We start from the raw sequence: 24099 nt of genomic DNA on the forward strand, positions 1-24099 counted from the left end.
AGAAAACATTCTGCAGTATGATTGCATCATTCTCAACCTGAAGTGAGCAATACTCACGTTGTCGTGATCGCCCGGATCCGCCCAACGTCGTGCATCTGGCACGACGGAGCTGCGCCATGGGCGATGCGAAGGGAATCAACGGCTTGGCGCCGCGGCACGGTGGTTCGACCGGGTCCGGCGCGGCGCGCGAGTGGCGGACGTTCGCCATGCTCGCGGTCTGCCACGCCGCCTGGCTTGCGGGCATCGCGGCCTTCGGTGGCATGGGGGGCCCGCCGGCGTGGTTCGGGCTGATGCTCGCCATCTTCGCCACGACCCTGCACTCCTCGCTGCAGCACGAGGCCCTGCACGGCCATCCGACCCGCAACCCGCACCTCAACGAGGCTCTCGTCTTCCTGCCGATCGGGCTCGCCTACCCTTATCGCCGCTTTCGCCTGCTGCACCTGCGCCACCACCGCAACACGCGCCTCACCGACCCCTACGACGATCCGGAAAGCTGGTTCGTCGCCGAGGGTGACTGGTCGCGCCTTTCGCCCGCGATGCGTCTCCTCCTGCGCTTCAATGCGACTCTCCTCGGCCGCCTCCTCGTCGGTCCGGCGGTCGGCGTGATCGGGTTCCTCGTCAACGACATGCGGCTGATCGCTGCCGGCGACCGGCACGTCATCGACGCCTGGCTTCGCCATCTCGCGGGGCTGGTGGTGGTGCTTGCGATCGTGGTGCTCTGGGCCGGCATCCATCCGTTGGTCTACGCGCTGGCCGTCGCCTATCCGGCACTTTCCATTCTCGGCATCCGCACCTTCGCCGAGCATCGCGCCGAGCCCGCCGTGCCGCACCGCTCGGTCATCGTCGAGAGCCGGGGGCCGTTCGCCCTGCTCTTCCTCAACAACAATCTGCACGCGCTGCACCACGCTGAACCGACCGTGGCATGGTACGACTTGCCGGCCCTCTACCGGCAGCGGCGTGATGCGGTGCTGGCGGCCAACGGGCGGTATGTGTTCAATGGCTATCGCGAGATCTTCGCCCGCTTTTTCCTGCGCCAGGTGAACGGCGTCGTTCATCCGTTCCTCCACCGCCGGACGGATGCCACACTGGCGTCTGCGGCCGGCGTTGCGTCGAACGAAGCATCGCACGAAGTCGAGGTCCGCTCGGCGGACGGGGCAAGAGTCGAAATCGAAGGGCGCAGGAACATGGCAGGTGTGACCGGATGATCCTCGCCTTCAGCTATTACGCGTTCGACGAGACGCGGGACGCCTGCGCAACGCTCGCCTCAGCGCTCGCCCGCGAACTGGAACGGGAGGGATTTTCCGGCATCGACGTGCGCCCGCCCGACGAGAGTGCGCGCCTCCATTGGCACGATCCACGCCTGCTCTTTTCGCAAACCTGTGGCCTGCCCTTCGTTCGCGAGGTCGCCAGGAGCGCCCAGCTCGTCGCCACCCCGCACTACGCCGCCGCCGGTTGCACCGGGCCCGACTACACGAGCGTCATCGTCGTTCGCAAGGATGACCCCGCCGCCTCACCCGCCGATCTCGTGGGACGTGTCGCCGCCGTGAACCGGTTCGATTCGCAGTCCGGCAGCAACGCCCTCTTTGCGGTCCTGCCGCCAGAGAGTGTCGATGCCCCCTTCCTCGAGCGTGTCGATTTGACCGGTGGGCACAACGCATCGGCCCTTCGGGTCGCCGAAGGGCGCGCGGATTGTGCCGCGATCGACTCGGTCTGCTGGGCCATGTTCAATCGTCATCAGCAAGACCTCGTTGCCCGCCTTCGCGTGATCGCTCGATCCCCGGCGCATCCCGGCCTGCCATTCATCACGGCACACGAGCGGGGCTCGCACGAGCTGGACCGCATTCGCCTGGCACTCTTTCGCATGCTCGCCGATCCATCGCCGGAGCTTGCTGCCGCCCGCCGGGCGATGCTGCTGGAAGGTGCGAGCGTTCTGGATGCCGCCGCCTATGGTTCCATTGCCGAGATGGATGCGTTCGTTGCGCCGCGCGTTGCGCCCTATCTGGATGTGACTGGTACCGCCGCGCATTGACGCAATCGGGCGCTTGCCTGCCCGCCGTTCTGCGCTAGTTTCGGGCGCGAATGGATGGGCCGCGTCCGGCGGTCCGCAAGGAACCGGCAGGTGAAGAAATGGCAGAGATACCGGGCCACGCGCGGGTGTGCATTGTCGGCGGCGGCGTCATGGGCGTCGGCCTCCTCTATCATCTGGTCGAGGAGGGATGGACGGATGTCGTCCTCGTCGAAAAGGGCGAGTTGACGTCGGGTTCGACCTGGCACGCCGCTGGCCAGTGTCCGCAGTTCGTCGGCTCCTACAACCTCGCCAAGATCCACCTCGAGGGCACGCTCCTCTATCCGCGCCTCGAGGAATTGACCGGCCAGGCCGTGAGCTGGCACGGCTGCGGTGGCATCCGCCTCGCGCTCTCGGACGAAGAGGTCGACTGGTTCCACCGGGTCGAGGCGATGTCGCGCCTCATCGGCTACGAAAGTCACGTCATCGGCCCGGACGATATCCGTAAATATCATCCCTATATCGAGACCTCGGCGTCAAGGCCGGATTCCTCACAGTGACGGACGGTCACGTCGCGCCCGCCGACGTCACGATGGCCATGGCCGCCGGCGCTCGGCGCAAAGGCGCGACCATCTCCAGGCGGAATCGCGTAACGAACATCGTGCGCGAGGCGAGCGGCGAGTGGCGGGTCGTCACCGAGAAGGGCGACATCGTCTGCGAGCACGTGGTCAACGCCGCGGGCTCCTATGCCGATGTGGTCGGCTCCTGGACCGGCCACAACGTGCCGATCGCCAACATGCTGCACCACTACATCATCACCGAACCGGTGCAGGAACTGATCGACCTCGCCCCGGAGCTGCCCGTCGTGCGCGATCCCTGGTCGCATTGCTACATCCGCGAGGAGACGAACGGCGTCCTCGTCGGGCCGTACGAGACATCGGGCGCGCGCACCTGCTTCGATGCCGGCGTTCCGTGGGATTTCGAGAACGAGCTCGTCCCCGACGAACTCGACCGCCTCACCCCCTGGCTCGAGCGCGCCACGGAGCGCATGCCGCTCTTCGCCAAGGCCGGTATAAAATCCGTGATCTCCGGGGCGATCACGCATACGCCGGACGGCAACTTCCTCCTCGGTCCGGCGCCCGGTGCTCCCAACTACTGGATGTCGAACGGCGCCTCCATCGGCATCTGCCAGGGCGCGGGCGCAGGAAAGTACCTCGCCCAGTGGATGGTGCACGGCGCCGCCGAAATCAACATGGCGGAATTCGATCCGCGTCGCTTCGGCAACTGGGCAACGGCGGAATATGCCCGCGTGACCTCGGTGGACGACTACCAGCACATGTATACGTGCATGCCGCCGGGCCGCCAGCACGTCGTCGGGCGACCGGTTCGCGTTTCGAGTCTCCATGAGCGCTTGCGAACGCATGGCGCCCAGTTCCAGCAGGTCGCCGGCTGGGAGCGCGCCCGCTGGTACGCAGATGCCCCGACCACCGGTTCGGGACCCGGCGACGCGGAAAAGCATTCGTACCGCCGCTCGAATGCCTTCGAAGCGGTGCGGCGAGAGGCGCTGGCCGTGCGCCAGGGCGTCGGCCTCATGGATCTCTCCACCTTCGCCAAGTTCGAGGTCTCGGGTCGCGACGCCGCCGCCGTTCTCGATCGGCTCACCGCCAATAAGCTCCCCGGCAAGCCGGGTGGTATCGTGCTCTCGCACTTCCTCAACGAGGGCGGGCGCATCCTCGGCGAAGCGACGATCACGCGCATGGCGGGCGACTGGTTCTACGTACTCTCCGGAGCGACGGCCCAGCACGCCGATTTCCACCACATCCGCAACGCCGTACGCCCTGGCGAGGATGTGCGGATCGACGACAAGACGGATGATTATGGAACGCTGGTTCTCGCCGGCCCGAAGGCGCGGGACGTGCTGGCTTCCGTTACCGCCGCCGATGTCTCGAATGCCGCCTTCCCCTGGCTGACGGGCCGCACGCTCGAGATCGCTGGCATTTCCGTCCACGCGCTACGCGTCAACTATGTCGGCGAACTCGGTTGGGAATTGCACGCCCCGATGGATGCGCTCCCTGCGGTCTTCGATGCACTGATGGCGGCGGGCCGCCCGCATGGGCTCCGCCTCTTCGGCACCTACGCCATGAACAGCCTCAGGATGGAAAAGGCCTATCGCGGTTACGGCTCGGACATCACCACCGAGATCACGATGGTCGAAGGTGACATGGCGCGCTTCGTCGCCTGGTCGAAGCCGGACTTCATCGGTAAGGCCGCGACCGAGGCCTCGCGCCAGCAGGGTCCGCGCATTTCTCTCGTCTACCTCGAGGTCACTGTGGAAGATGCCGACTGTCTCGGCGGCGAGCCGGTCTATCACGCGGGCCGGCTGGTCGGTGTCACGACATCGGGTGCCTATGGGTTCGCGGTCGAAAAGTCCCTCGTCTTCGCCTACGTGGAGCCGGGCCTCGCTGCACCGGGCACCGAATTCACGATCCGCCTCATCGATCGGGACCGTTCGGCTCGCGTCATTGCTCAACCGGCATACGACCCGGCCAACGCGCGGTTGAAGAGCTGAACTGGCCAACGGCTTCCGCCCCGGTGGCCATGGCCACGGGCGGGAGCTGTTTGGCGGCGGACGCGATCGATCGCACGCACTTTCAGGCAACGCCAGTCCTGCCATCCCCGGTGAGCGCCGCCCAGACCTGCTCGAGGGTCGAATCCTTCTTCACCCTCCAGAACGGCTCGCCGCGCGCCGATGCCGCCGTCGAAAGCGTTATCGTGCGGCTCAGGGCCGGGACGCGCCCTGTGATGAGGTGGCACATGTCCGAGAGCACCGAGTGCGCATTGCCATAGTAGCTGTGGCCGAGCATGTCGGTGTCGACCTCGCTGGCGTCGATCACCTCCACTTTCGCGGGCAGGATTGCGAGGGCCGCGAAGTCGCCGGCGCGCGGATAGCCGTGCACGCCCTTCGAGGTCGCGAGCGCCGTGTCCTTCGTGGAAGTATAGAGCGTTACGCGCGAGTTCATGGCGGTGATCCGCGGCGCGATCTGGTCGATGAAGACGTCGGCATCGATGTCGGGTGCCGTGAGGATCACCTCGCCCAGCACCTCCTTTTCCTCGTCCGTCAGGATCCAGTAGAGCTGCATCAGTGCATCCGTCACGATCCTGTTGCCCATGCTGTGGGCGATGAGGTGCACGGTTTTTGCTCCCGTCTCGCGTACGACGTCGAGCAGGAAGGCGCGGAAATGCTCCGTCGCCCAGCGGGAATTGTTCTCTGATTCCGTGTAAGCATTGACGCCCATCTCGGTCAGCCCGGCAGTCGGCCAGTCGAACATGATGGGCGCGCCGGAAAATTTCATGTCGAATGCCATCTGTGCGGTTCGCCGCGCCGCGTCCTCGAAGGAGACCGAAAATCCGTGCACGAAGACGAAGGCCTTCTTTTCGTCCCCCATCGCGTTGTCGAGATTGGAAAGGAAGGTGGCTCGGTCGCTCGTCCCGAGGCTCAGAAGCATGATGTGTTGACCCGGCTGTTCGGAGCGGAACCACCCGGGTGCCTCGAGTTCGCCGATCTTGTGGATCTTGGGGATGCTGACCTCGCACGTCCCGTAGGTGATCGGCGAGCCGCCGCGCGGCGCCCGTGCATTGGTGAAGCGCTCGTCGGGCTTGGCGAGAGCGCCGGCGTCCGCGCGATCGGTTCCGTAGTGCACCGTCACCACGTAATGGTCCTCGCGCTCGGCACCGATGGGCGCGGCCTCACCTTCCATGGCGGGGGCCTCCATGGCGACCGGCCCGCGCTCCGGCCGTTCCATCCGCTCGGCCCGGGCCGGCATCGGAGCCGGCGCGCGCTCGCGCATGGGCGCCGGGCGCGGTGCTTCGGAGTGCGCGGGGCGCGGCGGCGCAACGGGCGCCCCCGCGCCGGTCTCCGTCATGCTGGGGCGCTCTTTGGCGATCGTCGGTGCATCGCTTTCGCTTTCGCGTCCCGGTGCCTCGGCCTTCGGCCGCCCTCCCACGTTCTTCGTCATCAGGTAGAGGAGGAAGAAGAAAACGAACGTGACGACGCCCGCCTCGTAGGGCTGGCGGGTGAAGAAATCGATGATACCGTCGAGCATATCGCTCCCCTCTGAGGTTTCGTTCCTCGCGTCGACCCCCGTCACGCCCGCAAACGCCGTCAGGCGAGCGGCGACTTGAGGCTCTCGTGCAGTACGGTCGCCACGTAACGCACCGACGTCGAGCGCGAAAGGAACGGCTGTTGCGCCCAGTAGGCCCACATCCCCGGCGGGACATAAACCATGAGGCTCGAGCGCACGCGCCCGGTCTGCCTGCCGCTCACGGTGCGGGTGTTGCGCTTGACGCGCATGGCCGCCGCCTTCCTGTCGAGGGCGCGCAGCTGCGCATCGAGCTGCTCCTGTCCCGCCAGAACGGACCCTTGGAGCGTGGTGACGAACTCGTCGTAGAGCCGTTCGACCGCGCGACGCTCACTGTCGTCCACAAGCTCTTCGAGGGCGGCGCTGGCGAGGATCGCGCTCTTCGTATTCGGGTCCCGGAGCACGGCTGCGAGACTCTGCGAGGCAACGACGCTCGCGAACCCGGCAAGCTCCCTGCGCCCTGCGCCCTGGCGCGGGTCCTGCCGGTTCGACAGCGTCTCGACCGCGCGCTTCACCGACGCGTCACCGCTTCCGTAGGCCTCGAGGATTTCGTTCACCAGGAGATCGGCGATCGCCTCGCGCGGCATGTAGAGCCGGCAGACCGCCCAGGCGATCGAGCCGACAGTTGCCGGTGAAGCAACGAGCCCTTCCTCGTTGAGTGGCCGGTAGGCCTGCCAGCCTTTGACGTCCTCGGGGATCCAGTCGAGATAGACGCCGGTCTGCTGTGTAACGCTGTTGAAGTGCGCATAATCGCTGCGTCTGAGGAGCCGGGAGCGGAAGAATCCGCCGCTGTTGAGCGCGGCCCAGCCGATCTGCGGGTTCTGCCGCCTCCACTCCTGCGACTTGTCGCGATAGGCCTTCGTATTGTAGGCAGCCTGGAAGCGCTCGATGTAGCGCGCGATCTCGGAGTCGCCGAACCGGCTCTTCTTGAGGAGTGTTGCCTCCTGCGGGCCGAGATTGGCGATGACGTAGTGGGCCTCGGCGCAGTAGAAGCCGGCGTACTTCTTGTCGAACGTCTCCTTGTTGAGGGTCGCGAGCGTTGTCGCGAAATCCGCGAGTGAGGCCTGGTCGCAGGCCTCGAGCGAGTTGAATTTCTCCCGATCCTCGAATTTGTGATCCGTATGATCGGTGTGGAACGGCGCCACCATCGCGGCGAAGCAGTCCCACATGTCGGCGTTCTGCTTGTAAGCCGCGAGCGTCGCATCCGGAATAGGGTCCTGCGCGCCAGCCTGATAGTCGATGGCGAAGAGCTGGATGCCGTAGTGGGGAAATTTATCCGATGGATCGTCATAGTTTCCCCAGTCGCTCTTGACGGTGATCGTTTTTCCATCCCGCCAGCCGAGCGACAGCGCGCCGAGGTGCGAGCCTCCTGCGATGGTGTACTTGTTGGCGAGAATGTCCGGGATGCGTCCGCCCTGTGCCGTCTCGTTGAGCGGAATGTCGGCGAAGTGCACCCACTCCTTCATGAGCCGCAGGTGTTGGCGGCCCATTTCCCGCGTGATGGCGTCGATCTCTCTGTGCCCCGCCTTGCCACCGAAAAAGGCGACGCGCGTGCCTGTCCCACCCGCCAGGCTGTAGCGGTGGGCCGGCCGTCGGAGCACGGCTTCCTCGGGCAGGGCTACGAGCAGAGGGGCGAGGCTCGCGGCGAACGCGCTGCCCTGGGCCGCAGCGGCGCCACCGATGAACTGGCGGACGGGGATGAGCGCCTTCGACTCGAAGAGGTCGTCGCCGCTCGTGTATGCGGGCAGCCGGGCGCCGACCGCGGCCTTCTTGACGAGGTCGTTGTGCTGGAATGGATTGTAGCTGTGGCCCGTACCCTTGACGTTGAAGCTGCGGTTGAGCTGGCTGGATGCGATCGCGACGGCCGCCGGCCGCACGATGCCGTCGAGATTGTCCGGCAATTCGACAGCCGGTGCTGTCGGATCGAGATGGCCGAGCGCGATCTCGCCGTTCGGGTAGATCGGAACGCCGAACGACTGGACAGGCGGCAGGGTGCCAGCATCGACGGTTCCCCCACCCGAACCACTGCCGCCGGAACCACCACCGCCGCCCGTTCCACCCGGCTGGCCGAGCGTACGCTTCATGTGCGCCAGCGTCACGGCGCCCGCGATTCCGTCCACCCCGAGCCCGTGCCGCGACTGATAGGCTTTGACGGCGTCGGCTGTCGCCGTGCCATAGATGCCATCGACCGCGAGCCCGAGCCAAGTCTGGACCTCGCGGACCTGCTCGCCGCGGGAACCAACGCGCAACATCACTCGACCCTTTGCGATACGGTAGCTTGGTTGCCGCAATACGGCGCCTACGACGTTACGTTGAATGTCCTTTTCGAAGCAACCGACTTCTGGACCACCCCGTCCGACCACCGCCAGCCCTTGCTTCGCACCGGCCATGCTGCTCAATTCGGTTCCAGAGCGAACAGCGAGTGTGAGGAGTGACCATGCCAAAGGCGTATTGGATTGCCAGCGTCGAGGTGACCGACCCCGACAACTACAAGAATTACGCCGCCCTCGCGCCCGCCTGCATCGAGCGTCACGGTGGCCGGTTCCTCGCCCGCGGCGGCAAGGCCGAGCAGATGGAAGGGGCCGGCCGCCCGCGCAACGTGGTGATCGAATTTCCCTCGCTCGAAGCGGCGCGCACCTGCTACAATTCGAAGGAATATCAGGCCGCAAAGGCCGAGCGCAAAGGCGCCGGCATCGCGAGCATCGTGATCGTCGAAGGCGTCGCCTAGGGCGTGACCCGAGGCGCGTCTCCAGGCTGAGGGAGAGCCATCATGGCCAAGGGATATTGGATCGCGCACATCGCCGTCACCGACCCTGCGGCCTACGAAAAATACCGCGCCGCCAACGGTGCGGTCTTTGCGGCCTGGGGCGCGCGCTTCGTCGTTCGCGGCGGCCAGAGCGAGAACCCGGAGGGCAAGTTGCGCGGGCGCCACGTCATTCTCGAGTTCGATAGTTACGAGAAGGCCCTCGCCTGCTATCGCTCTCCGGAGTATCAGGAGCTAGTGCGCATGCGGCAGGCCGGAGCCGAGGGCGATGTCGTCATCGTCGAAGGCGTCTGAGGCGCCACGATAGCATCGCCTCTCCAATCGAAGGCCGCGACGTGACCGAAACCGCCGCCCCGAACACGTCCGCAGTCGGCGGCGCGGCCCCTGGGCACGCCTATCGCCGCCACGCGCTCGGCCTTGCCATGACCACCTTCGCGGTCGTGGTCATGTCGTTCGATGCCCTGCTCTTGCGCCTCATCGATGGTGACGTCTGGTCCGTTGCCGTCTGGCGCGGCCTGCTTGCCGGCTCGACCCTCTGGCTCGCGCTCATGGTCTGGCGCGGCCCAACCGGCGCCGTGCGGGCCATCGCCGGTCTCGGTTTTGTCGGCATCGCCGCCGCCTGCATCTACGGTGTCGGCGTCGTCAGCTTCGTTTCCGGTCTCGCGGCCACGAGCGTCGCCACGATCCTCGTCATCATGGCCGCAACGCCCTTGTTCTCGGCTCTCGCCGCCGCACTGCTCTTTGCCAATTGGGCTCCGCGACGCACTTGGATCGCCATGGTGTTCGGCTTCATCGGCGTGTGGATCGCGGTCAGCGGTCCGGCGAGTGAGAGCAACATCACGGGCGTCGCGACCTGCCTGCTCTCGGCGCTCAGCCTTGGCACCTACCTCGCCGTGCTCCAGCACGTGACGCGCCTCGACACGCTCGCCACCACCGGTCTCGGCAATCTCCTCTGCGGATCGCTTGCGCTCTTCTTCGGCGATCCGCTTTCCTTCGATGCCACGCAAATGGGTTACATGCTGTTGCTGGGCCTCGTCGTTCTGCCCCTTTCCTTCGGGCTCTTCACGCTCGGTCCCCGCTACATCTCCGGCGCGGAAACCGGCCTCGTTCTGCTCCTCGAGACGGTGTTGGGGCCGTTCTGGGTCTGGCTGGTTCTGAGCGATCGGCCGGAGCCGACGGCCGTGCTCGGAGGCGCAGTGGTCGTGACCACGCTTGCGGTCAATGCCGTGCTCGGCCTGCGCGCGGCCCGCCGGCCGGTCGAGAGGGTCGACGGAGCGCTCTAGCGTCGGTACCGGCGATCGGCCGCCGGGGTTGCCGCCGGCGGGACCGCGGCGCTTCGGGCGCGCTCAGGCATTCGCGTCCGCGAGGAAGGCGAGGATCGGGCCCGTGAAATGCTCCGGTTGCTCGATGAGGCCGAGATGTTGGAGCTGCGGCACGATGATCACGCGCGCCCCGGCGATCTCGCCCGCGATCGCGCGCGACATGTCCGGCGTGCTGCCGCTGTCGTTTTCACATGTCACGACCAACGTCGCCAGCGCGATCGGTGGATCGGGCCGGATCAATTCGACGACACCCTTGGCAAGCAACTGGCGGAACTGCGCATAGCAACGGGGATCGTTCGCGAGCACCGCCGCGCGCACCGCCGCGATTTCCTCCGGCTCCCGAGAGATGAAATCCGCCGTGAACCACCGTGCGATCGTCGCATCGATCGTGGCTCCCGGTCCCCCGTCCGCCGTCGCCGCCGCCCGCTCTTCCACGAGCCGCTGCTGTTCGGCGCCCCGCTCGTGCGGCGAATTGAGGATCGCGAGCGCCGAGACGCGATGGCCGTGGTCGATCGCCACCCGCCGGTTGATCATGCCGCCGAGGGAAAACCCGACGAGCGCCGCCTTTTCGATCCCGAGGTGGTCGAGTAGGCCGATGAGCTGGCGGGCGAGGAGACGGAGCGTCGGTGGTTCCTTCGGCAGTGCGCTCTTTCCGTGGCCCGGCAGATCGTAGGCGATCACCCGGTGGCGTTTGGCGAGGACGGGGATGTGCTTGCGCCACATGCCGCGGTGGAGTCCGAGGCCGTGGATCAACACCACGGCCGCGCCATCGTCGGGACCCGTCATCTCATAGACGGTTCCGTCGTGCTCTCGCGCTGTCATCCCGACTTGATTTCCTCGTGCCAATCGCCCCCGCGCCGAGCGCCGGCCGGCCCGCTCATGAAAAGGCCGGGATCACCTCCTTGCAGAAGAGCTCGAGCGAACGCTTCTGGCGCGCGTGATCGAGGCCGAGGCTCGCGTAGTAGATGAAGGAATCGACCCCGAGGGCCTCGTAGCGGCGCAACTTGGCGATAGCCTCCTCGGGCGTTCCGAACATGAGGTTCTCGCGCAGCATCGCGGGATCGTATTCCCCCCGGTTGGCCAGTTCCTCGAGTGGAATCTCGCGCGGAAAGCCGTTCGCCACGTCGCCGAGGTTGCGAAACAGGTTCTCGAACTGGCCGAGCACCCGCTGGATCGCACGCACCGGCTCGTGCCAGTCGTCGGGCCGGTCGTAGAGCACCGTATGTCGCATCATTGCCAGATGCGGGCGCGCCTTGCCGGGGAATTTCGCCATCGCCTCGTCCAGCCGGGCCTTGTAGAGTTCGGCCTCGCTGAACGGACGGGTCAGCGGCCACGACATGATATGGCAGCCGTGCTCGACGGCATAGTCGTAGGTGATGGGCGCCCGCGCGGCCACCCAGATCGGCGGATGTGGCGACTGTAGTGGCTTGGGCACCGAGGTCGACACCGGGAACGACCAGTATTTGCCCTCGTGGGTATAATCTCCTGCCCAGAGCGCTTTCAGCGCCGGCAGCATCTCGTGCATGTATTGCCAGGCGTCGCTCTGCTTGAGGCCAGGGTGCATGCGGTCGAACTCGCGCTGATAGGCGCCCGAGCCGATGCCGAACTCGAGCCGCCCGCCGCTGATGAGATCGGTGAATGCGGCTTCCCCCGCGAGCCGGATGGGGTGCCAATAGGGCGCGACGGCGACCGCTGTGCCGAGCCGGATCCGATCGGTGTGCGCGGCCCACCAGGTGAGGATCTGGAAGGGGTTCGGCGCGATCGTCATTTCGAGCGCATGGTGCTCGGCGGCCCAGACGATGCTGAACCCGCCGCGGTCCGCCATCTGCACCATTTCGAGGGTGTGGCGTTCGACGTCGCGCATGTCGAGCGAACCGTCCATCCGCTCGAGATTGATCGCCAGCTGGAATTTCATTCTCCCACCCCTCCGTTCCGCCCGATGGCAGCCCAACCTGATCCCACTGCCTCGACGGACCGCGTGCCCGCCGAGTTGATCACGGCCGTGACCCGGCGCCGGCGACCGCCCACGGCGACCGACAGCAAAGAAGGAGGGTGATGGCCCTCAAAATCCTTGTAAAGCAAAATTTTCCGCAGTAATCGTTCGAGAATTTCGAATATTCGACTTCGGAACCAGGGTCGGGACCGGATCGACGGGACATGAACCTCAGCGAGCTGCAAACCTTCCTCGCCATCGTCGAAACCGGCAGTCTGGTGCGCGCCTCCGAGCGCCTGCGGGTCACCCAGTCGACAGTGACGGCCCGGCTCAAGAGCCTCGAGGCCAGCCTCGGTCAGACACTCCTTCACCGGCGCAAGTCGGGCATCGAATTGACCCACGCCGGTTTTCGTTTCCGCCGCTATGCCGAGGCCATGACCGGCCTCTGGCGCCAGGCGCGCCAGGAGACGTCGTTGCCCGAGGGCGTTGCGACGATCTTCAAGCTCGGCTGCCATTGGGAATTGTGGCCCGAGATCGGGGAGACGACCTTCGAGTGCTTTCATCGCGAGCATCGCCAGGCAGCGCTCGCCGCCTGGCCCGGCGAACAGGTCGAATTGGACGCCTGGCTCGGGAACGGGCTGCTCGATGCGGCGCTCTGCTATCATCCGAGCGCGCGCCACAACGAAACCATCCACGCCCTGGTGCGCGAGCGCATCGTGCTGGTCAGCTCGCGCCCCGACAGTCCGGCGCGCTTCGACCCCCACTACGCCTATGTCCACAACGGCGACGACTTCGCCCGCGAGCATGCGGCCGCCTACGCCGATGCCGATACCTCGCGCATCCATTTCGGCTCCGCGCAGTGGGCCTTGCGGCACCTCCTGGCGAACGGCGGCTCGGCCTACCTGCCAGAGCGCCTCGCCGCTCCCGAGATCGCCTCGGGCCGCCTCCACCGGCTGGCGGACGCGCCGGAGTTCTCCCGCTCCGTTTACCTCGTCACCACCGACGCCTGCGCCGGGAAATGGCCGTGGCTGCACACTCTGGCCCGCGATCTGGCAGGCCGCTGGGGTGACCCGGTATGAGGAAGATAATTCATGCGCGTGGTCGCCCGCTGGGCGTTCAAGTGGGGCTCAGGTTTCGCCCGGACGGAGGCGGCGACGCGCCGCGCCGTCCTCTAGCGCCTCTCGAATTGATTTCCGCTCCACTCAGAGGGGGGCGCCGGCCGCCTCCAGCAGGTCACGCCAGAGGCCTTCACGCGGATCGTAGGCGAGCAGCCGGCCCTCGTTCATGTCGTAGAGCCAGCCGTGTATGGAAAGCCGCCCCTCCGCCACGCCGTCGGCCACGCTCTGATATGTCATGAGATTGTCGATCTGGAACTGCACGTGCGCACGTGCCACCTCGTCGTGCCGCTCGGGACCCTCGAGGCCGGCCGCGCGGATCAGGGCATGCGCCGGCCGGGTGAGGTTGATCCAGCGCCTGAGGTGCTGGTCGCCCTCGATGTGGTCGGTATCGAGGAGTGCCCCGATGCCGCCGCACCCCGTATGTCCGCAGACCACGATGTCGTCGATGCCGAGATGTTCGATGGCATAGGCGATCGCCGCCCCGACACTGTCGTCGTAGGCGTGCGCCGGTGGCACGCTGTTGGCGATGTTGCGGATTTCGAAGAGTTCGCCGGGGTCCGCGCCGGTGATCTGGGCGGGCACGACACGGCTGTCCGAGCAGCCGATCCAAAGCAGGCGCGGCTTCTGCTTGGCGGTTGCCAGGTTCCGAAAGAACGCGCGGTCTCGCTCGAAGGCCTCCCGGAAGCGGGCGTGGCCTTCCATGGCATCAGCAATGTCCGGATCGATGTCCGCCAACCCGCCTGCCGGCCGGTCATCGCCGGGGCGATCGCCGTTACCGTTTTCGTCGTGCTGGCCCGACATCCCTTGAACCTCCTCGACCTCGAGACCGCAGACCACTACAACAATTAGGCTTTCCCGTGAATGCGTCGCCACCTCACTCGTCTGGTGCCGGCCGGTCTATTCGACCTCGAAGCCCGCGAATTCGAAGCCCGGCGCCACCGTGCAGCCAACGAGGGTCCACGCCCCGAGGCTGCGGGCCGACTGCCACGCGCCGGCTGGGACCACGGCTTGCGGGCGTTCTCCCGCCGCGAGATCGGCCCCGAGGATGACCTCTTGCTCGCCATGCGCCGTGCGTGTTGCGAGCGCCAGCGCGGCGCCGGCATAGTGGTGCCAGACCTCGGCGGCATCGACCCGGTGCCAGCGCGAGCGCTCGCCCGCCGAAAGCAGGAAATAAATCGCTGTCGAGTGCGAGCGGCCTCCGTTCGCTGCCGCGTCGCGGAATGTCTCCCGGTAGTGACCACCCTCGGGATGCGGCACGAGTCCGAGCAGGGCGATGACCTCCTCGCCCGTCAGTTGATCCTTCGGCACCGCCGACCTCCGTCGCTATTGCGTCGTCATCACGCCGATCACCGCGCCGGTCATCAGCGTCGCCAACGTGCCCGAGACGATGGTCTTGAGTCCGAGGGAGATGATTTCGCCGCGTCTCTCCGGGGCCATCGCGCAGAGCCCGCCGATCATGATGCCGAGCGATCCGAAATTCGCAAAGCCGCAGAGCGCGTAGGTCAGGATCAGCCGGGAGCGACCCGACAGCTCCTGCGCTCCCGTTTCGGCGAGCCTGAGGTAGGCGACGAACTCGTTCAGCACGGTCTTGATGCCGATGAGCGCGCCCGCCGTGACGCTTTCCGAGGCCGGTATCCCGATGAGCCAGGCGAGCGGCGCCATCGCCCAGCCGAGCAGCATCTCGACGCTTACCTCGATGCCGAATGGCGCGCCGGCCAGGGCCAGGATCTGGTTCGCGAGATGGACCAGGGCGACAAAAACGACGAGCAGGGCGGCGACGTTGGCGAGCAGCGTGATGCCGTCGCGTGTGCCGGCCACGATGGCATCCATGCTCGAGCCGGTTGGCTCGGCCTCCGCCATCGGTGGCGTGTCGCCGTCCTGCGTTTCCTCCGCGCCCGGCGGCACCATCAGGAAGGCGATGAGGAGGGCGGCCGGCGCGCTGATCACCGATGCCACCACCATGTGGCCCGCGGCCCCCGGCAGGCTCGCCGAGAGCAGGCTCGCATAGAGCGCGAGGACCGTTCCGGCGATCGTCGCCATCCCGACCGTCATGGTGGCAAAGAGCGCGGACCGGCTCATGGTGACGAGGTAGGGGCGCACGAGAAGCGGCGCCTCGACCATCCCGACGAAAATGTTGGCGGCGGCGGATGTGCCGACCGGACCCGAGACGCCGAGGCTGCGCGACAGGGCCCAGGCGAAGGCCCCGACCACCGCCTGCAGCACGCCCCAATGATAGAGCAGGCGCGACAGCGCGCTGACCAGGAGGATGAGCGGCAGCGCCTGGAAGGCGAGGACGAATCCGTTCTCCGGCTTGACGATGTCGAAGGGAGCAGGGCCTCCGGCAAGGTAGCCGAACACGAGCCGCATGCCCGCGTTGCTCGCGGCCTGAAGCGCGCCGACCAGCCCGGCGATCCATTCGAACGATCCGCGGAGCACGGCGACGTTCAGCATCAGGCCGGCGATGGCGATCTGCAACGCGAGCGCGACGGCGGCCATCCGCGCGAGCCCCGTCGCCGTGAAGGCGCGGCGGTCCTCGGAGGCCGCCAGCGCCAGCAGCGGAATGACGATGAGCCCGAGGGCGCTCTGCAGCTGTCCCGACATGCCATGCCCCCCGGCGCTCCGACGCGGGGCGCCTCGTTGCGGCCTGTCATGAAGGATGGTGCGGCTGGCATCAAGGGGTCGCCGGTTCAAGCCTCGAGCGGCCCGCCGGCCACCCTGCCGGCTGCCGGCATCAGCGCCGCCCGCGCAGGTAGACGAACCAGTAGACCGCGCCCACCATCAGGCTGCCGCCGATGAGGTTGCCGATCGTGGATACGGTGATGTTGTGCACCGCGGCCGAGACCGTGATCGCGGGAAAGTTCGCCGCACTCGCCCCGATCGAGGTCCAGAATTCGGGCCCTGCCCACGCCTTGATCATCAGCGCGTAGGGCAGGAAATAGAGGTTGGCGATGGAGTGCTCGAATCCGGCGGCAACGAAGGCTGCGATCGGCGGGACGATAACGACCACCTTGTCGGTCGTGCTGCGGGCCGAGAACGACATCCAGACCGCAAGGCAGACCAGCACGTTGCAGAGCAGCGCGAGGAAGAAGAGTTCGACGGTCTCGAGAGCCGACTTCGCCGCCGCGACGTCGAGCGCGACCTTGCCGACGGCACCGCCCCCCAATTCGTAGTGCCCTGCGAGGAAAACGAGCAAGGCGGTGCCGACCGCCCCCGCGATGTTGCCGAGATAGACGATCGCCCAGGCCACGAGCAGTGCGCGGACCGTGATGCGACGGCTGGCGCACGCCACGACCATCAGCGAATCGCCGGTGAACAGCTCCGCGCCACCGATGATCACCAGGATGAGGCCGAGCGAGAAGACGATACCGCCGAGAAGGCGCGCGATGCCCCATGGCACATCGCCCGATCCCGCGAGCACCACCGTCATGAAGATCGCCCCGAACGCGATGAAGGCGCCGGCGAGGATGCCGAGCACGCCCAGCGTCAGCGCATCACGGCCGGCCTTGGCGGCACCGACCGTCTCGCACGCGAGCGCCATCTCGGCGGGCATGAGGGCATCGACTCGAGGGGGGGTGGCATCAAGGTCGTTGCGCATTGTCGATCCGTGTCACCGTCGGCTCGAGAACTGTCGGCCCGCTGGTCGGCGGAGGGGGGGGTGGCTCCGCCGTCCGCCACGCACGCGCCTGGCTCAGTACCGGAAGAATTGTTCGTGGAAGTTATTGCTCGCATTCGTGTCGTAGCCGGGGTCGATCTGGGCTGTGAACTTCAAGGTGGCGCCGGGGTTCGCCTGCTCCAGCGCCGTTGCGTCCGTCGTGACGCGTGTACGCCCCCTTGCGTTCAACCCAGGGATGGAAACCTGCCGGCGGAACTGACCCGGTGTGCGCACCTTGTCGGCATCGGAACCCGAAACCCAGATGTACCCCGGGCGGGATTGCTGAGGCCCGTTGTTGACCACGTCGATGTAGACGGTTCCACCGGAGAACCCGACGATGGAAACGGCGATGTCGAACCCGCCCACCGAAGCAGGCTGCTGGAATTGCTGTTGCGGCTCATTTGGCCGATACTTCAATAGACTAGCAGCAAAATTGGGGAAGTTGTGCCAGGCGCACTCGCCGTTCTGAACCTTCGTTATCACTTCGCGCGAGGACAGCGCGGGGAAGTTGCCGAGCCCACATCTCTGATACATCTCCGACCAGTGGTTCCAGTCGCACCGCCCGTCTTGGCTGTAAGACCCGATGCAATCGACAGCCGCGTCGAAGGCGGAGGGCCCCGCCGTTGCAGGCTGACTGCCCGAGCTTGCGATCGCGATGAGAATGGCGCCCGAGATGGCGAGGGATGCTAATGACTTGTGCATTCCGGTTCCGTCCTTCCCTTGACCAGGTGGATCCTAGTGTCCAGGTGGACGCGCGACCGAGGAATGTCGCGAGCCAACGCCCCGGCCGACCGGATCGTGAATGTAGCTGCGTGTGCAGCGGGACATGAATTGCCACACCAGGAACGGCGTGGTTATTTGATGATGATCTCGACGTTGTTTTCGACGGTGAAGACGATATCGCAGTATCCATAGCTGTTGACCGAGACCCAGACGTGGCCCCGATAGGTCTGCTGGACGTGACGCCCGTTGGGTGGAATATTCGCGTAGGGAACGAGCCTCCCGTTGAAATCGACCCACGAGAGCTGGGCCGAACGGTCGGCGACCCTGTTGATCACGATCAGCTCGCGGGCGTCGTTGCTGGCCGCGGACCGCAGGCCAGCGGTGTTGCAATTTGCTTCCGCCATGGTGGGAGAGCCGGCAATCGCCAGGATGCCAGCAAGACCGGCTATAGTCTTGAGAGACAATGTATACATGGTGCTCATTTCTTTTTTGCAGTGCAAACCAGCTATTGTCAGTCAATACATGCGGACCGACACGACCAGCCGAGACTAGCACACTAGACATATGCTGCAACGATTGTAATCTCGGAGGGAGCAACAGTTTGTCTTTGCGAGGCCGAGGTCCGCTCGCCGCCCCCGGTAATTGTCCTCCCAGGTGTGGAACCGAGCGATGGGGGCGACCGCGTCGACACACCGGCCACATCGTTGGAAACGCGAGGTTCGGCCGTTGCCCGGCTAGCGCGAGAGGATGGCCCGGGCCACCCGCTCGCCCGACATCAAGGCGCCGTGTGCCGTGCCGAAGTAGTCCGGCTCGCACGCCTCGCCCGCGAACCAGAGCCGGCCATCCCATGCCTGCTGACCGAGATCTCGGCGGGTCGCCCCGCTCGTTCCAACGGCGTTGTAGCTATAGCTGCCGGCGCTGAAGGGATCGGCCCGCCAGCGTGTGACCTGAGCACCGAGTGGTGCCGGAAAGCGGCTTCCGAACATCGCTCGCAGTGCCTCGTGGGCACTGGCCATGGTGGCCCGGTCGTCGAGCGCTTCCAGCGTGTCCGCTTCGTGCCCGGCATTGAATCCGAGGAGCACGGGCGCCCGCATGCCACGGGCGAGGGACAGCCACTCGGCCCAAAGTCCCGGTGTCGGCCCAAGCCACTCGATCCAATCGACGTCGTCCGGCCAGGCGATCCTGTCGAACCGAAGCCAGCACTTGTTGAGGAGGCCGGTCCCGAGCCCCTCTATCGCCACCTGGCGCCGCCGGCCGAGCGGCTCGGTAAAGCGCGGTCGCCCCGCCTGCAGGACGCCGAGCGGCACCGTGCAGACGACGCGATCCGCTCCGATGCGCGTTCCGTCGGCAACGCGCACCCCATCGGGGCTGACCTCCACCACCTCCATAGAGGTCCGGATGTCGAGGCCCTTCGCCAGCAAGGCGGTGATCCGGTCGAACCCGTCCGGGAAGATCACGTCGCCGCCGCCGAACTCCTCGCCGTCGTCACCATGCAGGGCCGAGAGCCGATCGGCGGGCGCCGCGTATTCCTGCTCGAGCGTGCTGTTGACGAGGTGGAGGACGAGCCGACGCTGCGCCTCGGTGGTGCCTTGCCATTCGGCGGACTTTTCGAGCGCGGCCATCACCGACATGTCGGCTTGCCCGCGTGCGACCGCCCGGAGCGCCGATCGCAGAATTCGTTCCGCCGGCCGCATGTCGGGATCGCTGCTCTCGCCGTCGGGACCGATCAGCACTGCCGCGTCATAGCTCGTGGCGACGCGCCGGGCCCCCGCCTCGCGGGCCAGCGCGGTCAGCGGATTGCCTTTCGTTCCGTGAATCCAGCTCGCCCCGAGGTCGACCGGTACATCGGGCCAGTTGCGGGAGGTGTGGATGCGCCCCCCGATGCGCTCGCGGGCCTCGAGCACGATCACCTCGGCGCCCCCCGCCGCGAGCATGCGGGCCGCGCCCAGACCTGCGAGACCTGCACCCACCACCACGATTCGCTCGTCGGAGGCGCGCGCCCGCCCTGCCGCCAGCAGCGCCGCCGCAATGGCTGGGCCGAGCGCCAGGACACTGCGGCGCGAAATGCGACTGCTCCTCCGTCTCGGTGTATTCGGCGTCGAATGGCGCGGCACCTTCGGCTCCCCTCGAGATGACGGATTGCTGTCCTGATCCAGCCTGCATCACATCGATCTAGCCGTACGAAACCGGTCGCCACAAGTCTGTCGCGCTTGCCGGTCCCGGCCTTATGATGGCAGTGACGCAAGCGATCGGCGGTGCCGCTGCCGCTACCTTCTCGATGGAGAGACCTCGAATGGACCGTTTCACCGGCGGTTGCCTTTGCGGCGACGTGCGCATCGTGGCGTCCGGCAAGCCCTATCGGGTCGGTCTCTGCCACTGCCTCGACTGCCGCAAGCATCATGGCGCCCTGTTCCATGCCAGCGCCATTTTTCCGCGGGATGCCGTGACGATCGAAGGCGAGACACGCGACTATGCTGGCCGGCATTTCTGCCCCCGTTGCGGCTCGTCCGTTTTCGCGTGCACGGCCGACGAAATCGAGGTCGCCCTCGGCGCGCTGGACGCCCCCGACCAGTTGCGGCCGACCTACGAACTCTGGACGATCCGCCGTGAAGCCTGGCTGCCACCGTTTCCGCTCGCGCGGCGCTACGAGCGCGATCGCCTCGCCGATGGGCGGAGCGAGGAATAGAACGGGCAGGAGAAGATCGCCAGCGCAGCCCACGCGACGCGCTCTCGCCGTGGCCATGCCGGAATTCCAATTCCAACGTCGCCCGATCGGTGATGTGCGGTTGGCCGGTAATGCCAGAGCCGAATACGCCGGCCCGGAGTCGACGTGCATCCAGGTGTCGCAACCGCTCCCTGGCTTGTGAGCTGGCCGAATTTCAAATCCACACTTCTCAATTGACTTAGATCAATGCTGCGACCCCGCCGGCGTGCGATCGAACAGTTCATACAACGAATGACGACCGCGCCAGTCGGCCGCCGAACCTCCGTTGGGTGATCACCGAACGGACGAACGATGGCTCTTGGCTGCCGACAGTTCCATTCGCGGTCGAACTTCTTCAAGGACATCGAAGAGGCCGAGTATCGACATGCAAAACAAGAGCAGTGGGCGAAAACTCCAGATGGCGCTGCTGGCGGCTGGTTGGATGTTCGCCATTCCAGACACGGCCGCCGCAATCCACTGCCAGAACTGGCAGATCATCGCCATCGGTCCCAAAGTACATCGGGATACGCCCCATGCCGAACTGATCGCCCGCCGCGACGCCATCGTGGAATGGATTGCAAAGGCGACCGTGGCCGAAGGTGGGCCCTACGAGTGGCCCAAATCGGATGGGCAGAATGTGCGTTGCTGGATGCCCGACCGGTCACACCACCAGTGTTCGGCCAGATCGTTTCCCTGCCGATGAAGGAAGGGAATTGCCGCGTGACACGTCGAGGCAATTCCAAGAACAGTCCATAACCCTGGATCGAGGACGCAGAAATGACCCATGATATCTTCCCTGCCCGCACCGCGCGCACCGCCGTGGCCGTCGCAATCGCGCTGTCGGTGGCCGCCGCTACACCCGCACTCGCTGCAACGAAATGGAGGGCAAGTCCGGCATTCGGCTCGGTTACGTTGCCGGACGAACCGAATGGGAACGCAACCGGCTCCTATACCGGCAGCGGAGGCGGCAGCATATACGGCCGCTTCGCCAAGGCCAAGTGCGGTGGAACACGGTGTCCCGGCGGTGGTTACAATCTCACCGGTTACTGGGTCGAGCCACACGCCGGCATAAAGTGCGACAAGGCGGTCCACGGTTCATTCTATTGGGGTCGTATCGACTGGACCTTCAACGACGACTACACGGAATTCAAAGGCAGTTGGAGTGATTGCGACGGTCCGATGAAGCATTCGGCAAACGGACGACGGAACTGAGGGGGCAAGCCACGCGGGCCTTGTCGAGTTTGATAGGGTCGTCACGAACACTGGTTCGTTGAAACGGAGGACCGGTCGTTGTCGAATTGGCGGATATCCACGGGACTGCTCCTGATGATGGGACTGCTTGGGCATGCTGCGATGGCGGCGCCATCGGGCGTTGCGCCGCCAGGCTCCAGGTCGACTGCACCCGAAGCGATGCGTATGGTGGAGAGCCATGGTTGCGCAAGTGCGGCGACCGTTGTTTTGGCGGCGAATTCCGAGACCATTGTGGCGGCCGACGGCAGTCCCGTGGAGCGCAATCTCCGCATCGGTGACAAGCTGATCGTGAGGTGGGAAAGAACTCCCGGCACCGGTTACAAGTGGCAGATCAACGCCGAGGCGAGCAGTAATATTGCTCTCATCGCTCTGACGGATCTGGGTTGGGCGGCGTTCGAGCCGCCGGCGGGTCAGAATCCGGTCATCGGCGGTCCGGGCCATCACTCGTTCGAGATCGAGGCGGTGGCCGCGGGCAGTGTTCTCCTCGTATTCGACTATTCGCGGCCGTGGGAAAATAAAGCGCCTGCGCGCCGCCAGTCGATCGAGTTGACCATAAGTGGATCCTGAGCGCCGGGTTGCTCGCGATCCTTGACGGCTCGAGACGATGATCATTCTGGATAATCGAGAGGAAAAAGGGATGTCCCTTCGACGGATGCCTTTTCTCGCGACGATCGTCGCGATCACCATGCAGACCCTGTCCGTTGCCGCGGCCGAGCAATGCCACACGGCACAGGGCAGTGAACGGCGGGCTATTCTCGCCGCCGCGCGTCAGCCTGCCGAGCAGGCCCTGAAGCAACCGGTCGAACTTGTCGTGCGGCGGATCAAGGTGTGCGGGCCGTGGTCCTTCGTCATCGCCGATATGCGCAAGCCCGGGGGAGCACAAATCGACTGGGATTCGACGGTCTGTGCCGGCGATGTCAGTCACCTGGTCGGAGCGTTGCTGCGGAAGGCAGGAAGTGGCAGCTGGCGCGTCAAGGCTTCCGAACTCTGTCCGACCGACGTTCCATGGGTCGATTGGGCTTCCAAGTACAACGCCCCTGCCGCCCTCTGGCAGTGAGGGGCCGTGGAATTCGATGCAGCGATGGGGGGGCGTGTCGTGCGCGCGCCCTCCCTTTGGAAGGAGGGAATCCGGATGGATGGGTTGAGCCTGCGTACTCCCTTGGTCGTCGCGCTTTCGATCCTTTTGTGTCCGGCGCCGCTGGCTTCGGCGAAGACCTGCAAGGAGGACCCCGTCGAGGTGAACCATTGCGCCGTCCAAGTGCGTGGTCAGCCGCCCGTCCAGGATGTTGCGATCGGCAAGTGGCGCAACGAGGTGCGCGACCTCTACGGCCCCGAGTGGAGTTCCTGGGAGAATGCCGGCGGGCGGATACGCTGTCGTGAGGTCGGCGCCGAGATCTGCTGCAACGTCGCGGCGGTGCCGTGCAAACCGTGATCGAACGCTCCATGCCCGCGGCCGCGCGTACGAGCACCCGCGGTACCACACGCCGCTGTGCCGCCTCGCTCTCCTGCAAGCGGACCTGCCAGGAGGGAGCCTTGACGGGAAAAAGTCCGCCGACCTGCGAACAACGCCATGCGATTGGCGGAACCGGCGGTGGAAGAAAAACGAAGTCGAACACGCTCTGGTGTTCCGGCTCCGAACGTTGCTACCCACTCGCGGCTGGCTCCCGAACCGAACGTCAGGTGTTCGACCCTAGGGCGCCGCGATTGTTGTCGCTTTCGGCTGCGCGCTCAAGGTCGCGCGCCTCGTACCCCGGCCTCCACTTCGAGGTCGAGTCCGCAGACAGCGCCCACGGCGGCGCATCCGAGCGCCACCAGTTCATCGGACTCGAATTGCTCCGGCAGGGCACTGCCCTCCAGCCAGAGTCCATCGATGATGGCGTTCGCCGTGATCGCCATGGCGCGGCTCGTCCCGGCGGTGACCGGCCGGCCGCAATCGGCCCGGGCCTCACTGATCAGTTCCTCCAGTCGGTCGCGGAACTGCCGGTAGGTGCGGATATGGATGTTGCGGATGGTGGGAGAGGTCTGGACCAGGGACATGAAGGCGGCCCAGAGCGACACCGGCTCGGGGCCGATACTCGGTGGTCGCAGAGATCGTTCGACGAAGCGCCGAAGCCGGTCGAGCGCGGGCTCGTCGCCGCCACCGACGGCGAGCGCCCCTTCCATGAGCTTTTGCGCATGACGCTCGAAGGCGGCGGCGATCAGGTCCTCTTTCGTCGAGAAATGATGCCGGATCAGACCCTGCGTCACCCCCGCCCGTCGCGCGATGTCGCGCACGGTGGCTGCCCCGATACCAGCTTCGCCGATCAGCTCCAGCGTCGCCGCGATCAGCTCGCTGCGCCGTTCTTCGGGGTCCAATCTGGAAACCGCCATGCGAGGCACCGTTAGCTCGTCCGCGAATAGGACTTGCGTCGCGTCATATTATACGATTGCATAATAAGGTTGAAATCACTTGCTGCGCAACACCTCGGCTCGGGGTGCGCGCAGCCAA

At 66.0% G+C, this 24099-nt stretch carries 24 protein-coding genes and 1 pseudogene; 13 read left to right on the top strand and 12 right to left on the bottom strand.

Annotated features, from left to right (window positions below):
• Positions 1-116: 116 nt before the first annotated feature.
• The 3 genes and pseudogenes from GC150_16945 (at position 117) to GC150_16955 (ending at position 4574) form a co-directional block, all read left to right on the top strand.
• Positions 117-1205 (top strand): fatty acid desaturase, encoded by a 1089-nt coding sequence (locus GC150_16945; protein ID MBI1386597.1) that lies wholly within the window; start codon positions 117-119, stop codon positions 1203-1205.
• Entirely contained in the window at positions 1202-2029 is an 828-nt protein-coding gene (locus GC150_16950; GenBank protein MBI1386598.1) for a PhnD/SsuA/transferrin family substrate-binding protein, read from the top strand. The genes GC150_16945 and GC150_16950 overlap by 4 nt, the downstream gene beginning before the upstream one ends.
• A 149-nt stretch (positions 2030-2178) precedes the next feature.
• Positions 2179-4574 (top strand): annotated as a pseudogene (locus GC150_16955) (FAD-dependent oxidoreductase).
• An 82-nt stretch (positions 4575-4656) separates the two neighbouring features.
• Here the strand turns inward: GC150_16955 and GC150_16960 are convergent.
• Together GC150_16960 and GC150_16965 are read right to left on the bottom strand one after the other, a co-directional pair.
• Positions 4657-6108: an alpha/beta fold hydrolase gene (locus GC150_16960; GenBank protein MBI1386599.1), complete on the bottom strand. Its 1452-nt coding sequence runs from the start codon at positions 6106-6108 to the stop codon at positions 4657-4659.
• Positions 6109-6167: 59 nt separating this feature from the next.
• Positions 6168-8396, bottom strand: a complete 2229-nt coding sequence (locus GC150_16965; GenBank protein MBI1386600.1) for a hypothetical protein — start codon at positions 8394-8396, stop codon at positions 6168-6170.
• A gap of 185 nt (positions 8397-8581) precedes the next feature.
• On the opposite strand from GC150_16965, the gene GC150_16970 reads away from it, so the two are divergent.
• From GC150_16970 to GC150_16980, 3 genes are read left to right on the top strand one after another with little or no spacing between them, the layout of a single operon-like run.
• Positions 8582-8872: a DUF1330 domain-containing protein gene (locus GC150_16970; GenBank protein ID MBI1386601.1), complete on the top strand. Its 291-nt coding sequence runs from the start codon at positions 8582-8584 to the stop codon at positions 8870-8872.
• A 42-nt stretch (positions 8873-8914) separates the two neighbouring features.
• The gene (locus GC150_16975; GenBank protein ID MBI1386602.1) at positions 8915-9202 is read left to right on the top strand and encodes a DUF1330 domain-containing protein; all 288 of its coding nucleotides are present in this window, start codon (positions 8915-8917) and stop codon (positions 9200-9202) included.
• A 41-nt stretch (positions 9203-9243) separates the two neighbouring features.
• The gene (locus GC150_16980) at positions 9244-10191 is read left to right on the top strand and encodes an EamA family transporter (GenBank protein ID MBI1386603.1); all 948 of its coding nucleotides are present in this window, start codon (positions 9244-9246) and stop codon (positions 10189-10191) included.
• Positions 10192-10254: 63 nt separating this feature from the next.
• On the opposite strand, the gene GC150_16985 is transcribed toward GC150_16980, so the two are convergent.
• The gene (locus GC150_16985; protein MBI1386604.1) at positions 10255-11052 is read right to left on the bottom strand and encodes an alpha/beta fold hydrolase; all 798 of its coding nucleotides are present in this window, start codon (positions 11050-11052) and stop codon (positions 10255-10257) included.
• 55 nt (positions 11053-11107) lie between these two features.
• A complete protein-coding gene (locus tag GC150_16990; GenBank protein ID MBI1386605.1) occupies positions 11108-12145 on the bottom strand; it encodes an LLM class flavin-dependent oxidoreductase in 1038 nt (345 codons plus the stop codon).
• 242 nt (positions 12146-12387) lie between these two features.
• Here GC150_16990 and GC150_16995 point away from each other — a divergent pair, with 242 nt between their 5' ends.
• Entirely contained in the window at positions 12388-13242 is an 855-nt protein-coding gene (locus tag GC150_16995; protein ID MBI1386606.1) for a LysR family transcriptional regulator, read from the top strand.
• 123 nt (positions 13243-13365) lie between these two features.
• On the opposite strand, the gene GC150_17000 is transcribed toward GC150_16995, so the two are convergent.
• The 7 genes from GC150_17000 to GC150_17030 all read right to left on the bottom strand — a co-directional run bounded on the left by GC150_17000 (position 13366) and on the right by GC150_17030 (position 19770).
• Complete coding sequence (locus GC150_17000) at positions 13366-14082, bottom strand: carbonic anhydrase (GenBank protein ID MBI1386607.1); 717 nt, start codon at positions 14080-14082, stop codon at positions 13366-13368.
• 96 nt (positions 14083-14178) lie between these two features.
• Positions 14179-14574, bottom strand: a complete 396-nt coding sequence (locus GC150_17005; protein MBI1386608.1) for a cupin — start codon at positions 14572-14574, stop codon at positions 14179-14181.
• 30 nt (positions 14575-14604) lie between these two features.
• A complete protein-coding gene (locus GC150_17010) occupies positions 14605-15882 on the bottom strand; it encodes a nucleoside:proton symporter (GenBank protein MBI1386609.1) in 1278 nt (425 codons plus the stop codon).
• 130 nt (positions 15883-16012) lie between these two features.
• Entirely contained in the window at positions 16013-16819 is an 807-nt protein-coding gene (locus GC150_17015; GenBank protein ID MBI1386610.1) for a formate transporter FocA, read from the bottom strand.
• A gap of 150 nt (positions 16820-16969) precedes the next feature.
• The gene (locus GC150_17020; GenBank protein ID MBI1386611.1) at positions 16970-17635 is read right to left on the bottom strand and encodes a hypothetical protein; all 666 of its coding nucleotides are present in this window, start codon (positions 17633-17635) and stop codon (positions 16970-16972) included.
• Between the two features lie 152 nt (positions 17636-17787).
• A complete protein-coding gene (locus tag GC150_17025) occupies positions 17788-18138 on the bottom strand; it encodes a hypothetical protein (GenBank protein MBI1386612.1) in 351 nt (116 codons plus the stop codon).
• 252 nt (positions 18139-18390) lie between these two features.
• A complete protein-coding gene (locus GC150_17030; protein ID MBI1386613.1) occupies positions 18391-19770 on the bottom strand; it encodes an NAD(P)-binding protein in 1380 nt (459 codons plus the stop codon).
• 179 nt (positions 19771-19949) lie between these two features.
• On the opposite strand from GC150_17030, the gene GC150_17035 reads away from it, so the two are divergent.
• From GC150_17035 to GC150_17060, 6 genes are all read left to right on the top strand, one after another.
• The gene (locus GC150_17035) at positions 19950-20342 is read left to right on the top strand and encodes a GFA family protein (protein MBI1386614.1); all 393 of its coding nucleotides are present in this window, start codon (positions 19950-19952) and stop codon (positions 20340-20342) included.
• Between the two features lie 436 nt (positions 20343-20778).
• Positions 20779-21063 (top strand): hypothetical protein, encoded by a 285-nt coding sequence (locus GC150_17040; GenBank protein MBI1386615.1) that lies wholly within the window; start codon positions 20779-20781, stop codon positions 21061-21063.
• Positions 21064-21137: 74 nt separating this feature from the next.
• Positions 21138-21572 carry a hypothetical protein gene (locus GC150_17045; protein MBI1386616.1) on the top strand — a complete coding sequence of 145 codons (435 nt, stop codon included), beginning with the start codon at positions 21138-21140 and terminating at the stop codon, positions 21570-21572.
• A 114-nt stretch (positions 21573-21686) separates the two neighbouring features.
• Positions 21687-22178, top strand: coding sequence for a hypothetical protein (locus GC150_17050; GenBank protein ID MBI1386617.1), 492 nt, complete (start codon positions 21687-21689; stop codon positions 22176-22178).
• Positions 22179-22248: 70 nt separating this feature from the next.
• Positions 22249-22668, top strand: a complete 420-nt coding sequence (locus GC150_17055) for a hypothetical protein (GenBank protein ID MBI1386618.1) — start codon at positions 22249-22251, stop codon at positions 22666-22668.
• Positions 22669-22743: 75 nt separating this feature from the next.
• Positions 22744-23043, top strand: coding sequence for a hypothetical protein (locus GC150_17060; GenBank protein MBI1386619.1), 300 nt, complete (start codon positions 22744-22746; stop codon positions 23041-23043).
• A 296-nt stretch (positions 23044-23339) separates the two neighbouring features.
• Here GC150_17060 and GC150_17065 read toward each other — a convergent pair whose 3' ends face one another.
• Positions 23340-23981, bottom strand: a complete 642-nt coding sequence (locus GC150_17065) for a TetR family transcriptional regulator (GenBank protein ID MBI1386620.1) — start codon at positions 23979-23981, stop codon at positions 23340-23342.
• Positions 23982-24099 lie beyond the last annotated feature (118 nt).

The sequence above is a fragment of the Hyphomicrobiales bacterium genome (assembly GCA_016125495.1).
Taxonomy (GTDB): Bacteria; Pseudomonadota; Alphaproteobacteria; order Rhizobiales; family RI-29; genus RI-29.

Coding starts and splice junctions, on each gene's coding strand:
- GC150_17035 (MBI1386614.1), top strand. CDS start 19,950: ATGGACCGTTTCACCGGCGGTTGCCTTTGCGGCGACGTGCGCATCGTG.
- GC150_17000 (MBI1386607.1), bottom strand. CDS start 14,082: ATGTCGGGCCAGCACGACGAAAACGGTAACGGCGATCGCCCCGGCGAT.
- GC150_16950 (MBI1386598.1), top strand. CDS start 1,202: ATGATCCTCGCCTTCAGCTATTACGCGTTCGACGAGACGCGGGACGCC.
- GC150_16970 (MBI1386601.1), top strand. CDS start 8,582: ATGCCAAAGGCGTATTGGATTGCCAGCGTCGAGGTGACCGACCCCGAC.
- GC150_17020 (MBI1386611.1), bottom strand. CDS start 17,635: ATGCACAAGTCATTAGCATCCCTCGCCATCTCGGGCGCCATTCTCATC.
- GC150_16995 (MBI1386606.1), top strand. CDS start 12,388: ATGAACCTCAGCGAGCTGCAAACCTTCCTCGCCATCGTCGAAACCGGC.
- GC150_16960 (MBI1386599.1), bottom strand. CDS start 6,108: ATGCTCGACGGTATCATCGATTTCTTCACCCGCCAGCCCTACGAGGCG.
- GC150_16945 (MBI1386597.1), top strand. CDS start 117: ATGGGCGATGCGAAGGGAATCAACGGCTTGGCGCCGCGGCACGGTGGT.
- GC150_17040 (MBI1386615.1), top strand. CDS start 20,779: ATGGCGCTGCTGGCGGCTGGTTGGATGTTCGCCATTCCAGACACGGCC.
- GC150_16985 (MBI1386604.1), bottom strand. CDS start 11,052: ATGACAGCGCGAGAGCACGACGGAACCGTCTATGAGATGACGGGTCCC.
- GC150_16990 (MBI1386605.1), bottom strand. CDS start 12,145: ATGAAATTCCAGCTGGCGATCAATCTCGAGCGGATGGACGGTTCGCTC.
- GC150_17055 (MBI1386618.1), top strand. CDS start 22,249: ATGTCCCTTCGACGGATGCCTTTTCTCGCGACGATCGTCGCGATCACC.
- GC150_16975 (MBI1386602.1), top strand. CDS start 8,915: ATGGCCAAGGGATATTGGATCGCGCACATCGCCGTCACCGACCCTGCG.
- GC150_17060 (MBI1386619.1), top strand. CDS start 22,744: ATGGATGGGTTGAGCCTGCGTACTCCCTTGGTCGTCGCGCTTTCGATC.
- GC150_17050 (MBI1386617.1), top strand. CDS start 21,687: ATGATGGGACTGCTTGGGCATGCTGCGATGGCGGCGCCATCGGGCGTT.
- GC150_17025 (MBI1386612.1), bottom strand. CDS start 18,138: ATGAGCACCATGTATACATTGTCTCTCAAGACTATAGCCGGTCTTGCT.
- GC150_17065 (MBI1386620.1), bottom strand. CDS start 23,981: ATGGCGGTTTCCAGATTGGACCCCGAAGAACGGCGCAGCGAGCTGATC.
- GC150_17015 (MBI1386610.1), bottom strand. CDS start 16,819: ATGGCGCTCGCGTGCGAGACGGTCGGTGCCGCCAAGGCCGGCCGTGAT.
- GC150_16965 (MBI1386600.1), bottom strand. CDS start 8,396: ATGTTGCGCGTTGGTTCCCGCGGCGAGCAGGTCCGCGAGGTCCAGACT.
- GC150_17010 (MBI1386609.1), bottom strand. CDS start 15,882: ATGTCGGGACAGCTGCAGAGCGCCCTCGGGCTCATCGTCATTCCGCTG.
- GC150_17045 (MBI1386616.1), top strand. CDS start 21,138: ATGACCCATGATATCTTCCCTGCCCGCACCGCGCGCACCGCCGTGGCC.